This window comes from Bacillus sp. CZDM1 (genome assembly GCF_055502545.1).
The window spans coordinates 81,781-96,417 of the sequence record NZ_JBUESO010000014.1; the positions used below are offsets into that span (position 1 = coordinate 81,781).

The following is a 14,637-nucleotide window of genomic DNA, read 5'->3' on the forward strand; positions in this document are numbered from 1 at the left end:
TCTCCTCTAATTCAGCTTGTTCTAGTCTTTTCAAAATTCCCTTTAACGATCCATTTTATTCAATTATTGAACATCGCAATCTTGTCTGGTTTTTGGGGCCAGACCAAAAAAGCCGATTGAAGCGTATCAATCAGCTTTGTTCCTTAATTCAATTCTAACTGAGTTTTTAGCTCAGTCTGGATCCGTTGTTTTTCTTCTGGTGAAACCAGCCCATAATAAATGCCATCAATTTTTGTACCTTGGGACTTGATTTCTATCTGCTGGATGTTGTTAACGACGCTCTTATAGTTTTTTTGGATATCCATCATCTGGTCAAAGGTAAGATTTGTTTTTATATTGCTCCCAAGAGCAGAAAATATAGTTGAAAAGTTAGTAAGACTGGATAAACTTGCTCCTTCTTTTATTACAGCTTGAATAATTTGGCGTTGCCTCGTTTGGCGCCCGAGGTCACCTCGTGGATCTTCATATCTCATTCTGGTGTAACTCAATGCTTCTTCCCCATTTAACGTGATTTCACCAATCGGAAATTTGAAATCACCGACAGAAAAATCTAAGTCATTTTGGACCGTTACCCCACCAACTGCATCGACGATATCCTCGAAACCTTCCATATTAATTTGCACGTAATAATCTATCGGAATATCAAGGAAATTTTCAACGGTATCCATGGCCATGGGAACCTCCCCAAAGGCGTAGGCATGGTTAATTTTATCTTCAAACCCTTTTCCGATGATTTCTGTTCGTGTGTCACGTGGTATGCTAAGCATTTTTACAGAGTTGTTGTTTGGATTGACCGATAGCACGATGATTGTGTCCGAGCGGCCGCGATCTCCCTCTCTTTGGTCCACGCCCATCAATAACACGGAAAACGGATCTTTCTGTTCCAATACCACCGGTTCAAGACGTTTCACTGAGATTTCACGTTGAAGCGGGGCATGCATTGTTTGAACAGCAGAGGTTAATGACCTATATACTGTAAACCCATAGACTCCTCCAGCTACGAGCAAAAGAAGCAATGTAATGCCGGTTACCTTTAACCACTTGCGTTTCTTTTCCGCCCGCATTAGCAAATTCCTCCAATTCTGTAAAAACTCATCTATAGAATACCAGATAAAAGGAAAAGTGAATAGATAGATAGTAAATAAAATTGAGCAGATAGTCCTCATTCATTAGTAGGATAGCTACAATTTGTATCAGCGAAATCAGGTCGTGTATCAGCAAAACTGCTAATCTATCGGCGGTTGCCAGCCCCAAGTAACGAAGGTTTTTAAAACAAAAAATGTTTTAGTTTTTTAGCATATAACACCTTTTTATCCGATTGTGTACTAGGCTCTATTAATACCGGCGCCTGTCACTCCTAGATATTTATCGAAGAAGCCTTCTCCACTAGAAGTTAAAATTCAAAAAAGTATAATTAATTCAGAAAATTTGAAATAGACATATTGCTTAGCAGAAAAATCTATGATATATTTATGGTGCATTATAAAGAACTGGGTTTACCATAGTAAACCGGTTTTATTTTTACTCAGTATACTAAACTTAGTTTACTATAATAAACCAACAATAATGAAGGGTTATGATGACATGGACAAGAAGTACTGGGCTCCCGCAATTGAGAGAGCAGACAAAATTATTGATATTATTGCCCATCATCCTGCCGAATATCGGTTAATTGATTTTTCGCATGAATTAAGCATTAATAAAAGCTCATTGTTTTCGCTGCTGAATACGTTAGAGGTATTAAATTGGGTGAAAAAGGAGAAGGACGGCACTTATTCCCTCGGGATAAAATTGGGAACGCTTACTCCGTATTACTTTAAGCAATTTGATATTATAAACACCTTTAATTTGGCAGCGCTTTCTACCGTTGAAAAGCTTAATGAAACGATTCAGCTATCGATCCTTGATGGTTCAGAAATTGTGTATTTAAGCAAAAAAGAAAGCTCGTCACCAATAAGGGTCTCCACCGATCCAGGAATGAGGTTTCCTGCACATGCCACGGCAATGGGAAAGGTGCAGCTATCGCAATATACTTACGATGAATTAAAAACCCTTTATCCCGAGTGTTCCTTAAAGCCAAAAACGAAGTATACGGTGAGCAATATCGAAAATCTATGGGAGCAGATTTTAAGTATTAGAGAAAATGGCTTTGTAGCGGAATGCCAGGAAGCGGTAGAGGACTTTAATTGTATCGCAGCCCCGGTTACCAATCATGAAAATAGGATTATTGCCGCAGTCAGTGTAACGATGCTCACTTCAAAGTGGGAGGAAAAAAGGGACATGGCTCAGGTGGAAATCTTGGACTTAGCTAAAAGAATATCATTGATGGCTGGTTTCACAGCTCCAATAAAAAGTTGAAGGAAGGAATCCAAATGAGACTAAAAAACAAGGTGGTTTTAATTACCGGTGCCGGCTCTGGAATTGGTAAATCAACTTCGTTGTTATTTGCCAGTGAAGGTGCTTATGTCATCGTCAATGATTTAAACTCTGAGGCTGGAAATCAGACCTTAAACGAGATTCTCGAAAAAGGGGGGCAAGGAACCTTTATCCAGGCAGATGTCACGAATGCGCAAGAAGTAGAACGAATGATGGGCCAGGCTATAAAAGAAAATGGCAGGATTGATGTTCTATTTAATAACGCAGGAATTTCTGGGGTTGGGTCGGTACACGAAACGAGTGAAGACTTGTGGGACAAGGTGGTCAACGTCAATATTAAAGGCGTCTTCTTGCCTTGTAAGTATGTACTCCCATACATGATGGAGCAACAGGGAGGCAGTATTATCAATATGTCTTCTTGTATCGCAGAAATTGGCCTTGCCCGTCGCGCATCATACTCAGCAACAAAAGGAGCTATCCTTTCCTTAACCAAATCAATGCAAGTTGATTATGCCCCATACAACATCAGAGTTAACGCACTTTTACCGGGGACCATCCTCACTCCATTTGTAGAACAATACTTAAGAGACTCCTATGAAGATTATGAAGAAGGATTAAACAGCATTAGAAATCGACAGTTAAGCGGTGACCTGGGACGGCCAGAGGATGTGGCAAAAGCAGCCCTTTTTCTAGCCTCCGATGATTCCAATTTTATGATGGGTTCCCCGCTCTATATCGATGGCGGCGTGACATTTGGAAAAATGGCTTAAAAACGAAAAATGAAAGGGGCTTAATTGATGAAACTTGTAAACTTTAAACGGAAATCCGAGGACAAATTCAAATTTGGTGTAAAAACAGAAGCAGGGGTCTTAGACATTGAAAGGGCCATAGAAGCAGCGGATGAGCCTTCTGTCATTCCGCTTTCATTCGAAGCATGGCTCCAGGCTGATGAAGTCTCGAAGGAATTTTTCGAATCTTTTGTAAATGAAAACCGAAACAACAGCAGTCTGCATATTCAAGAGAATGAAATTGAATATGGTCCATGTGTACCGAAAAGTGCAAAAATCATTTGTGTGGGCTTAAACTATCAAAAGCATGCAAAAGAATCCAATATGGAGGCGCCAAAAACACCGGTACTTTTTAATAAATACAGTAATTCACTTGCTGGTCATGGGGAGGATGTGGAACTTCCAGCGGACTCCAAGCAAATCGACTTTGAAGCAGAACTTGGGATTGTGATTGGGAAAAAGGCTAAAGCTGTTTCAAAAGAAAATGCTTTGGATTACGCAGCAGGATATTGTAATGTCAATGATTTATCTGCCAGGGACCTTCAATTCCGTACGAATCAATGGCTGCTTGGAAAAGCTCTTGATGGTTTTTGTCCAGTCGGGCCCTATCTTGTGACGGCAGATGAAGTCGGCAGCCCAAACAATCTCAAGATTGAAACGATTGTAAACGGTAAAGTTAGACAGTCATCCAACACTTCCGACATGATTTTTTACTGCGATGAAATTATCAGCTATATCTCTCAATATATTACGTTGGAGCCGGGTGACCTGATATTAACAGGAACACCTGAGGGAGTCATCTTTGGTCTTCCTAAGAACGAGCAGGATTGGCTGACTGACGGTGACAAAGTAACGATTCGAATTGAGAAGCTTGGAAAATTAACGAATCAGTTAACAGCTGCAAAAAACAGTGAAGCAAAATTTTCCGCAGCTAGTCAGAATGCGTAATTATTTTCAAATGTATGCAGGGGATTAAAAAAATAATATCTTGGGGGGAAAAACGTGAAAAATAAAGGGGCAGCAATATTTTTAGCATTATGTTTGTGTATTTCTATGTTACTCGTTGGATGTGGTAAATCGGAAGGCGCATCAGGGAAGAAGGATGTTTACACCATTAAAATTGGTTATGAAAATCAGCCCGGTGAGCCGGTAGATTTAGCGGCACAGGAGTGGAAAAAGCTAGCTGAAGAAAAAAGCAACGGGAAAATTAAAATCGAGCTTTATCCAAGTTCACAGCTTGGTTCAAAGCAGGATGCCATTGAACAGATGAAAACAGGTGCCAATATTATTCATATTGCTGATGCCAGCTTTTTAATGGATTATGTTCCAGACATTGGTATCCTCTCTGCTCCCTATTTATCTGAGAACTATGAGGACTTGTTTAAAGTAACTGACAGCGATTGGTTTAAAGGGTTAGAAAAAGACCTGCAAAGTCAAGGGCTGCATATTGTTTCAACCAAGTGGATTTATGGTGACCGTCACCTAATTACTACGAAAGAAGTAAAGGAACCAAAGGATTTAAAAGGACTTAAAGTTCGTGTCCCAAGTAATCCGTTATCCATAAAAATAATGGAGAAAATGGGAGCAACCGCTACACCGCTGCCGCTTGGTGAAGTATACCCATCGATTGCGCAAGGTGTCATTGACGGGATGGAAAACCCGCTTCCTGTTATCCAAGGATCAAAAGTTTATGAGAAAGCTAAATTCTTATCTGTAACGGGTCATACCAATATGATTATTCAGTGGATTTCTGGTCAGTCTTATATGGAAAGCCTTCCGGAAGATGTCATGAAAGTGTTAAAGGAAACTGGTGACGAGGCCGGAAAGTTTATGGAAGAGAAAGTAAAAGAATCAGAGGAATCCGTGCTGAAGGATTTAAAGGATGCTGGGGTTACAGTAGTCGAGCCAGATAAAAAGGCGTTTAAAGAAGCGACGAAGTCCGTTTATGAAGAAATGGACGAATGGAGCCCAGGATTGTACGACAAAGTTCAAAAGATATTGAAGCAGTAGGGATAATTGGGGATGTGAAGGATGCTCATCCCCATTAAAAAAGGGGTGAATGATTCGATGTTAAAGCAGTTGGGACGCGGGATAGCCAATCTTGATAACATATTTGCTTCTATTTCGCTCATTTTGATCATTAGCGTATCGGTAATAGGGGTATTTATGAGATTCATAGTAGGAGAGCCTCTAACTTGGACTGAAGAAATGACCCTAGCGTTATTCGTATGGTTCACTTTTCTTGGAGCAAGCGTCGTTGAAAAAGAGAACGGACATGTTGGTATTGATTATTTTGTAGAAAAGCTAAATCCCTCTTTCAAAAGGTTTGCTTTATTAGGAAAAGAATTGATCGTTGGTTTTATTAATATTTTTGTTTTTGTTTTCTTAGGAAGTCAATTAACCGCACAAGCCGCATCACGTCTGACACCCGTTCTAAGAATTAGTTACATATATATTGATATTGCGGTGGTCTTGGGCGGGCTTTTTGCCGCCACTCATATTATTTTGCGAATCCGAAAAATCCTGAAAAAAACCCAAGCCCTTCATACAGTCCGTAAAATAGAAGATTACCAAACTACAACACAAGAGGAGGCGAAAATATGACAGTAGCGGTTGCTTCGGTATCCTTATTAGTCCTATTTTTAATCGGTATTCCCGTTGCCTTTGCAATTATAGGAAGCTGCTTAATCTATTTCTTACTTTCCATGCAAGTAGAACCCATGCTGCTCGTGCAGCGAATGATTGCAGGGATCGAATCCGTTCCCCTTCTTGCCATCCCCTTTTTCGTGGTCGCTGGCGTTTTAATGAACTATACAGGGATTACCCGCAGAATTGCCAACTTTGCTGAAGTAATAACCGGACATCTACCTGGTGGATTGGCTCAAGTAAGTATTGTCCTGAGTACCATCATGGGAGGTTTGTCAGGATCTGGTTTGGCAGATGCGGCGATGCAGGCAAAAATGATGCATCCGCAGATGGTGAAGAAGGGGTACGCCCCAGGTTTCTCGGCCTCTGTGATCGGAGCATCGTCTCTTATCACACCATTAATTCCGCCGGGTATCGGAATGATATTATATGGGTATATCGGAAATGTTTCCATCGGGAAGCTTTTCATGGCGGGAATTGTACCAGGCTTGATGACATGCCTTTTAATGATGATGGCCGTTCATTTCGTATCGAAAAAAAGAGGCTATCTTCCATCAAGAGAAAAAATGGCTCGTCCTAAAGAAGTGTTCACTGCATCAAAGAATGCCATTCTCGCCCTATTATTGCCGGTTATCATCATCGGGGGAATTCGCATTGGTGTTTTTACCCCTACTGAAGCGGGAGCCGTTGCCATTGTTTATGCCTTATTAATCGGATTTTTGTTTTATCGTGAAATGAAGCTGTCTCATTTAAAAGAGGCACTTAAAGAATCTGTAACAACATCTGCATCCATTTTAATCATCATTGCTGCGGGCTCGGCGTTTGGCTGGATCTTAACGTGGGAACGAATCCCGCATGTAGCCACTCAATATGTAACCGACCTAGTAAGTACACCCATTGCTTTCCTATTAATCTTAAATCTTTTCTTATTAATTCTAGGGATGTTTATTGAAGGAAATGTGGCCATCGTCATTTTAACTCCTTTGCTTATCCCTATGGGTCAGGCCTACGGCATCGATCCCGTACATCTAGGAATGGTTTTCCTATTCAATATTGGAATTGGGACCATCACGCCTCCATTAGGAACTGCTATTTTTACCGTTTGTTCTACAGCTAATGTGAAAATAGAGCAGTTTTTAAAAGAAGTTCTTCCGTTTTATGTTGTTCTAATTATTGCTTTATTGCTGATTACATTTATACCAGCCATTTCCTTATGGTTACCTAGTATGATGATGTAAAAATTTCACCCCTTAAAAAATGAATAGAAAAGGAGATATCATGATGCGGGTTATTCGATATCAAGATGATAATGGCTCAACCGTTTTAGCTGCACTAACCGATCAATCAGAGGTATATAACCTCCTATATAAGGACTTTTTGGAATTAGTAGAATATGCCAAGGATAAAAATCAAAGTCCTTCCTCGCTCATTAAGGAAGTGATTAAAAATCAGCTGCCAGAAAAGATAAGGCTTGAGGAGCTTTCCTTGCTTGCACCCATTGAAGCGCCCGAAGTATGGGCTGCTGGGGTAACCTATGAAAAGAGTAAAGAAGCACGAAATTATGAAGCAACCGGCGGAAAATTAGATGCAACAACCTTTTATGACAAGGTGTACGATGCGGAACGCCCAGAGCTTTTTATAAAATCTACTGCTGCTAGATTAGTAGGTCCGAACACAGATGTATTTATTCGAAGTGATTCGAATTGGCAGATCCCTGAACCGGAACTGGGACTTGTCATCAATCGTAATGGCGAAATTTTGGCCTACACGATTGGAAATGATATGAGCTCTCGGGATATTGAAGGGGAAAATCCACTCTATCTCCCACAGGCGAAGATTTGGAAGAATTCCTGCTCAATTGGGCCGGCATTGCTCCTGACTGATACCGTTGAAGATCCCTATAATCTCGATATCATTTGCAGGATTTATCGGAATGGAGAACAGGTAGTGGAGGGGTACGCCAACACGAAACAATTAAAAAGGAAATATGATGAATTAATTTCGTTCCTTTTAAGAGATAATGTTGTTTTTGATGGAACTGTTCTTTTAACGGGAACCTGTATTGTGCCGCCGAATGAATTTACGCTCGAGGATGGAGATTTCATTGAAATTGAAATTCCGGAAATTGGTGTATTAAGAAATCCGGTGAAAGCACCGGTAAAGACTTTAGCAGAGGAGGCTTTGCCAAATGGATCAAAATTATAAAGCAGTCATGATTAAGCCGAACGATAATGTCGCAACAGCCCTTGAATTTATTCCGGCTAATGTCGTTGTTACGCTTGAATCCCAGGATAAGAAGGTATCGGTCAAGCTGCTAAAAGATATCGAGTTTGGTCATAAATTTGCGTTAACTTTGATTCCAAAAGAGACGAATATTTTAAAATACGGCGAAGTGATTGGAAGAGCTGTAAAGGTTATTGAACCGGGAGAGCATGTTCATATTCATAATATCGAAGGTGTAAGAGGAAGAGGTGATCAGGTTGGAACTAACCAACAATCAATTTTGGGGATATAGAAGAGCGGATGGAAGAGTAGGAGTACGTAATCATGTGTTAATTTTACCAACGATCACATGTGCGACCCAAGTAGCTAGACAAATTACGGAGTTGGTCCATGGAACGGTATCGTTTATTCATCAGCATGGATGTGCCCAAGTCGGAATTGACTATGAGCAAACCTTCCGTACCTATGTAGGAATGGGGGCAAATCCGAATGTATATGGAGTTGTGGTTTTAGGATTAGGCTGTGAAACCCACCAAGCCAGAAGTGTAGCGGGTGAACTAAAAAAATACAATAAACCGGTAGAAGTTGTATCGATTCAGGATGAGGGCGGCACATTGTCGGCGATTGCAGAAGGAGCAAGAATCGCTGCAAGAATGGTCCAAGAGGCTTCCGCTCAAACAAGAGAGATCTGTGACATTAGTGAATTAATTATTGGAACTGAATGCGGCGGGTCTGATGCCTGCTCAGGTTTATCAGCAAACCCTGCGGTTGGATATGTCAGTGATATGATTATTGACCGCGGTGCGACTGCTATTTTAGCAGAAACAACTGAGCTAATCGGGGCCGAGCACCTACTCGCTGAGCGGGCTGTCGATGATAAGATTGCCAAAAAGGCTTATCAAATCATTCAGGCAATGGAAAACCGCTCACTGCAAATGGGCGTCGACATCCGCACCGGAAACCCAAGCCCTGGAAACAAAAAGGGCGGGCTCAGCACCCTTGAGGAAAAATCATTGGGGGCTGCCGCTAAAGCGGGAACGAGACCGCTGCAGGAGATTATTGATTATGCTGAGGAGCCTACGAAAAAAGGGCTTGTTTGGATGGATACACCTGGACATGACATTGAACAGTTAACTGGAATGGTTGCCGGCGGTGCGCAGGTTGTCTTATTCACGACTGGAAGGGGAACTCCGACAGGATCGCCGATTGCCCCTGCTATTAAAATATCAACGAATAGCGGCATTTTTGAAAGAATGTCAGAGAATATTGATTTAAATGCCGGGACCATTATTGAAGGGAAGGAATCGATTGATGCAGTAGGTCATCGAATTTTTGATGAAATCGTGAAGGTTTCTTCTGGCAAATTAACAAAGGCTGAAATATTAAAACAGCACGATTTTGGGATTTGGAGAATTGGTCCTACTTTTTAAAAGGGAAGGGAGATGGTTGGCTGTATGCAAACGATAAATAAGGAAAAGGCTTATAAAAATTTCATTGCTAACGAGTGGGTTGAATCTTCTGCACAGGAAGTTATCGAGAGTATAAACCCGGCAAACAAAGAAGAGATTGTCGGTTATGTGCAAAAATCAACAATTGAGGATTTGAACAAAGCTGTTGAAGCGGCTCATCGTGCGAAAAAGGCCTGGCGCAAGCTTGGTCAGTCGGCAAGAGGACAGCTTCTGTTTAAGGCAGCCAATATTCTTGAAGAAAATCTTGATGATATTGCCGAAACGATGACAAGAGAAATGGGTAAAACACTTCCGGAAGCGAAAGGTGAAACGGCCAGAGGGGTCGCCATTCTTCGCTATTATGCAGGAGAAGGCCTGCGTAAAGATGGAGATGTGATTCCGTCTTCTGATAAGGATGCATTGTTGTTTACCAAACGGGTGCCTCTTGGGGTTGTTGGAGTCATTACTCCGTGGAATTTCCCAGTTGCCATCCCTATTTGGAAAATTGCCCCTGCCCTTGTTTACGGAAATACCATTGTGCTGAAGCCTGCTTCGGAAGCCGCAGTGACAGCAGCTAAGGTTGTCGATTGCTTTGTAAAGGCCGGCTTCCCTGAAGGTGTATTGAACTTTATCACCGGATCAGGCTCTGTTATCGGACAGGGATTAATTGATCATCCATTATTAAATGCCATTACCTTTACAGGATCTGAAGGTGTTGGTAAAACGGTAGGAACATCAGCGGCCGATCGAGGTATCAAATTCCAATTGGAAATGGGCGGCAAGAATCCTGTGATTGTTGCGGCGGACGCCAATCTCGACCAGGCTGTTGAAGCGGTTATCAGCGGGGCCTTCCGTTCCACAGGACAAAAGTGTACAGCCTCAAGCAGAGTGATTGTAGAAGAAGCTGTATATGAAGAATTTAAGGAGAAATTGATCGCTGAAACGAAAAAAATTACAGTGGGCAATGGTTTGGCGGATGGTGTATGGATGGGTCCATGTGCCAGTGAAAGCCAGTTAAATACAGTCATTGGATATATTGAAAAAGGAAAAGAGGAAGGAGCTTCCTTGATCTTAGGCGGTATTGTCTTGGATGAAGGGGAGTGGAAAAATGGATTTTACATTACTCCAGCTATCTTTGAAAATGTGAATTCACAAATGGCGATTGCTCAAGAAGAAATTTTTGGACCTGTTATTGCTTTAATTAAAGCGGGTTCAATAGAAGAAGCTATTGAGATTGCCAATGATACAAAATATGGACTAAGTGCTTCTATATTTACTACCAACATTAATTCTTTATTACGTTTTATGGATGACATGGAAGCGGGTCTTGTAAGAATTAATGCAGAAAGTGCTGGTGTAGAGCTTCAGGCACCATTTGGCGGAATGAAAGCATCCAGCACAGGATCTAGGGAGCAGGGAGAAGCAGCTAAAGAGTTTTTTACGGCTATAAAGACGGTGTTTGTGAAAGGAACTTAGTCGGCCACGGGGTTTCCAGGGAGACGGTTCTTGTGGTCATCACTAAAAAACAAAAATCTATGAAGACTGTTCCCATTGAACAGATGAAAAAAAGCCACTGTTTCAGAATTTTTGTATACAGTGGCTTTTTTATGATTATTTAGACTTCTTATTTAATCGTTGCATAAATTTTTTCTGTTTTAGCAAAGCACTTGTCCACATACATTCACGACAAATGGATGGAGTTATCTGGATTAATCATTATCCTTCTTGTACTATAATAATATGCTTTACTGACAACTAAGAATCAGGAGGAAACGTTTTGTATAAATTAGTAGCAATCGATATCGATGGAACGCTGATGAATGATCGAAAGGAAATTACAAGGGAAGTAAATGACGCCATTCAAGCTGCAAAAGCTAAAGGAGTGAAGGTGGTAATTTGTACGGGGAGGCCAATTGTTGGTGTCCAATCGATTATTGAGGAATTGAAATTAAATGACGAAGAGGACTATGTGATTACCTTTAATGGTGCTCTTGTGCAAAATACATACTCCAAGGATGTCGAATCCCAAATTACCTTAACTTATGAAAACTTAAAAGAACTACACGATTTAAGTCTAAAGCTCCATTCACCGCTCCATTTCTTTGACACAGAAAATCTTTATACCCCTAATCGAGAGATAAGCCGATACACCATTCATGAAGCCCATATCAATCAAATTTCTCTCCATTATCGGCCAATTGATGAAGTACCAAAGGACATGCTGATTCCGAAAGTTATGTTTATTGATGAGCCGGAACGTTTGAATACGATCATTGCAAACATACCTGAATCGTTTTGGGATAAATATACGTTCGTTAAAAGTACTCCGTTCTTTTTAGAAATCCTTGACCCAAGTGTCAGCAAAGGAAATGCAGTAAGACTTCTCGCCGAAAAACTTTCGATTAAGCAGGAAGAGGTCATCTGTATCGGGGATGGCGAAAATGATCTAAGTATGATTGAGTATGCTGGCTGTGGAGTGGCCATGGACAATGCTGTATCTGTCGTAAAAGAAGCGGCTCAGTTCCATACATTATCCAATAATGAAAATGGGGTTGCCTATGCGATTGAAAAATTAGTACTGGGGTCAGAGCACCAGTGAGCTGAAGCTTAACGGTGTAAAGTATGACAAAAGGTGGAGGGCAAGTTCCTTCCGCCTTTTCAACTATCAGTTTGTAAGATTTTTTACAGTAAATGAACAAGGCGTTTCAAACCTACCAGCTCTTTCTTCTAGAACTCCTGCTTCCACTCGCTAACTTTATCTCTACATGGTTATTTAACTTCTAAAATTCCGTGCCGCACTACAACTAATTTCAAAATGATAGTTACTGCTAAGTGATTAAGATAGGAATCTATACTGCTTTCTAAAAAGTGCTGTATTTATGAAATAAAGTGAAATTTATTGAAAATGTTAAGTGGAATCTATTCTATTTTACAAATAAATGACATTTTTTAGTATAAAGATTAAATTTTATGAAAAAAGATGAAAAAAGATGAAAAAATTTATTGAATCTTTGGAATCATGATGGTAAAGTATTAATCAGAAAGCGGTTTCTAAATTCAAGTTTTGGAGTGGTTATCAATGAAGTTAGCAACAAGGATAAATTCAGTTCTCCCAACTGTCAATGGTGATATTTTACAAGCAATTGATTTGGTTTCGAAAGTTGATGGAATCACTTCTGTTGACCTTAACTTTCCGGAGCACTTTGAACAGTATACTGTCTCTGAAGTTTCTAACAAGTTGCAAGATACTGGGTTAGAAGTTAATGGACTGGCTCTAAGATTTCGGAAACATTTTATTAATGGAGAATTAGGGAATAGCAATATTGAGATTGCAGAAGACGCATTAAAGTTATGTTATCAAGCAGTCGATGCTTGTAGAGAACTAAATGGTAAAGTCATCACACTTTGGTTAGGATATGATGGTTTTGACTATCCATTCCAAATTGACTACCCAAAGGTTTGGAGTCAAGTGAAAGGTTTTATCAGAAAAGTTGCAGATTATGCTCCTGATTTAAAGATTAGTATTGAATATAAGCCTTATCAAGAAAGATCTTATGCATTCATTGATAGTATCGGTCTTACCATGTTAATGGTTAATGAGATTGATAGAGAAAATGTAGGGGTAACAGTTGATTATTGTCATATGTTAATGAAAAGAGAAAATCCAGCATATGGGTTAAGTATTGTAACAGAGAGAAATAAGTTATTCGGCGTACATATTAATGATGGGTATGGTCAACACGATGATGGCCTAATGGTTGGAACGGTTTCGTTCATGCAAACATTGGAATTTATGTATTACCTTAAGAAAGGTAATTATGAAAGCGCTATTTACTTTGATACATTTCCGGTAAGAGAAGAACCGTTAGCAGAAATTCAACAAAATGTCGAAATGATTCATGAGATTAATAGATTGATCGATTCTGTAGGATTGAGTCATATAGAGAATGTTATTAGTAAAAATAGTGCAATAGAAGCAAGACAACTTTTTATGAAATTCTTGCAAAGTGTAAGCTCAACCGTAACAACAAAATAATAATAGTAGAATATAGGAGGGTTATTGGATATGAATAAAAAAATATTTCTTGCATCAATGGTCTCAATCTCTTTACTGTTAGGTGCGTGTAGCGCTAACAGCAGCAATAATGGGACAAGTGGCGGCGGAACAAAAGAAAATACAGGATTTAATCCTGATACAGAAGATGGTAAACTCTATTCAGAAATTAGGGATGAGCTAGGTGCAGTACCAAAAGTTTCCGATGAATTGAACCTTGGCGGTGTAGCAAAAGCTTTTGAAAATGAATACTGGAGAACACTAAAGGAAGGCATGGAAATAGGTGCCGATAAATTCAATAGCAAGGGTTACAATATTAACGCTGATGTCAAATCTCCACAAGGGGAAGCAGATGAAGAAGGGCAATTGTCTATCGTTAGAGATATGATTAATAAAAAATATTCAGGATTATTGTTATCACCAATCTCTGATAGTAATCTTGTTCCTGGGGTAGAAGAGGCAGTAGAAGATGATATTCCCGTTATTAACGTAAATGATGGTATTATTGCGGAAGCGCCTCACTTTGTTGGGCCAAAAGCGATAGAAAATGGCGAAAAAGTAGCTGAGTGGGTTTCCGAAAAAATTGATGGAAAAGGAAAGGTTGCTATTGTTGTAGGTATGCCTAAAGCCTTTGCAGCACGACAACGTACACTAGGTTTTGAATCTTGGATCAAAGACAACGCACCAGGAATTGAAATTGTTGAAAAACAAAATGCCGACTGGGATCGCGAAAAGGCAAAGAATACAGCAGAAACTTGGATCAAAAAACATCCTGACTTAAAAGCTATTTTTGCTAACAATGACACAATGGCATTAGGTGTACAGGAAGCTGTAAATGCATCTGGAAAAGATATTCTTGTTATGGGTGTGGATGGAATTGGTGAAGCCTATGATTCCATTCGTAAGGGTGAGCTTGACGCTACCATTGATTCCTTCCCTAAATATAAAGGACAAATTGCAGTCGAAATGATGATTAGAAAAATCGGTGGTCAAGAATTACCTAGAGTTATTTGGACACCGCAGGCATTAATCGATTCGACAAATGTAGATACACCAGCTGAAGAGATTATTGGCTGGACTGAACCTGAACTAGCTCAATAAA

At 40.1% G+C, this 14,637-nt stretch carries 14 protein-coding genes; 13 read left to right on the forward strand and 1 reads right to left on the reverse strand.

The window, feature by feature from the left end; all coding sequences use genetic code 11:
• Positions 1–143: 143 nt before the first annotated feature.
• A complete protein-coding gene (tagU, locus tag ACY3XC_RS24040; RefSeq protein WP_464870827.1) occupies positions 144–1,064 on the reverse strand; it encodes a polyisoprenyl-teichoic acid--peptidoglycan teichoic acid transferase TagU in 921 nt (306 codons plus the stop codon).
• Positions 1,065–1,584: 520 nt separating this feature from the next.
• Here tagU and ACY3XC_RS24045 point away from each other — a divergent pair.
• The 13 genes from ACY3XC_RS24045 (at position 1,585) to ACY3XC_RS24105 (ending at position 14,636) form a co-directional block, all read left to right on the forward strand.
• A complete protein-coding gene (locus ACY3XC_RS24045) occupies positions 1,585–2,358 on the forward strand; it encodes an IclR family transcriptional regulator (RefSeq protein WP_464870828.1) in 774 nt (257 codons plus the stop codon).
• Between the two features lie 14 nt (positions 2,359–2,372).
• Positions 2,373–3,146, forward strand: coding sequence for an SDR family NAD(P)-dependent oxidoreductase (locus ACY3XC_RS24050; RefSeq protein WP_464870829.1), 774 nt, complete (start codon positions 2,373–2,375; stop codon positions 3,144–3,146).
• 27 nt (positions 3,147–3,173) lie between these two features.
• The gene (locus tag ACY3XC_RS24055; protein WP_464870830.1) at positions 3,174–4,112 is read left to right on the forward strand and encodes a fumarylacetoacetate hydrolase family protein; all 939 of its coding nucleotides are present in this window, start codon (positions 3,174–3,176) and stop codon (positions 4,110–4,112) included.
• Between the two features lie 54 nt (positions 4,113–4,166).
• Positions 4,167–5,174: a C4-dicarboxylate TRAP transporter substrate-binding protein gene (locus ACY3XC_RS24060; RefSeq protein WP_464870831.1), complete on the forward strand. Its 1,008-nt coding sequence runs from the start codon at positions 4,167–4,169 to the stop codon at positions 5,172–5,174.
• Positions 5,175–5,231: 57 nt separating this feature from the next.
• On the forward strand, positions 5,232–5,768 hold the full coding sequence (locus ACY3XC_RS24065; protein WP_464870832.1) for a TRAP transporter small permease: 537 nt from the start codon (positions 5,232–5,234) through the stop codon (positions 5,766–5,768).
• Positions 5,765–7,048, forward strand: a complete 1,284-nt coding sequence (locus ACY3XC_RS24070) for a TRAP transporter large permease (RefSeq protein WP_464870833.1) — start codon at positions 5,765–5,767, stop codon at positions 7,046–7,048. Before ACY3XC_RS24065 ends, ACY3XC_RS24070 begins: the two co-directional genes overlap by 4 nt.
• Before the next feature lie 43 nt (positions 7,049–7,091).
• A complete protein-coding gene (locus tag ACY3XC_RS24075; protein WP_464870879.1) occupies positions 7,092–8,015 on the forward strand; it encodes a fumarylacetoacetate hydrolase family protein in 924 nt (307 codons plus the stop codon).
• Positions 7,999–8,325 (forward strand): UxaA family hydrolase, encoded by a 327-nt coding sequence (locus ACY3XC_RS24080; protein WP_464870834.1) that lies wholly within the window; start codon positions 7,999–8,001, stop codon positions 8,323–8,325. The genes ACY3XC_RS24075 and ACY3XC_RS24080 overlap by 17 nt, the downstream gene beginning before the upstream one ends.
• The gene (locus ACY3XC_RS24085; protein ID WP_464870835.1) at positions 8,291–9,463 is read left to right on the forward strand and encodes a UxaA family hydrolase; all 1,173 of its coding nucleotides are present in this window, start codon (positions 8,291–8,293) and stop codon (positions 9,461–9,463) included. The genes ACY3XC_RS24080 and ACY3XC_RS24085 overlap by 35 nt, the downstream gene beginning before the upstream one ends.
• 24 nt (positions 9,464–9,487) lie before the next feature.
• The gene (gucD, locus tag ACY3XC_RS24090) at positions 9,488–10,957 is read left to right on the forward strand and encodes an alpha-ketoglutaric semialdehyde dehydrogenase GucD (RefSeq protein ID WP_464870836.1); all 1,470 of its coding nucleotides are present in this window, start codon (positions 9,488–9,490) and stop codon (positions 10,955–10,957) included.
• A gap of 301 nt (positions 10,958–11,258) precedes the next feature.
• Positions 11,259–12,080, forward strand: coding sequence for a sugar-phosphatase (gene yidA / locus ACY3XC_RS24095; protein WP_464870837.1), 822 nt, complete (start codon positions 11,259–11,261; stop codon positions 12,078–12,080).
• A 480-nt stretch (positions 12,081–12,560) separates the two neighbouring features.
• Positions 12,561–13,517 (forward strand): sugar phosphate isomerase/epimerase family protein, encoded by a 957-nt coding sequence (locus ACY3XC_RS24100; RefSeq protein ID WP_464870838.1) that lies wholly within the window; start codon positions 12,561–12,563, stop codon positions 13,515–13,517.
• 30 nt (positions 13,518–13,547) lie between these two features.
• Complete coding sequence (locus ACY3XC_RS24105; protein ID WP_464870840.1) at positions 13,548–14,636, forward strand: sugar ABC transporter substrate-binding protein; 1,089 nt, start codon at positions 13,548–13,550, stop codon at positions 14,634–14,636.
• Position 14,637: the final 1 nt, after the last annotated feature.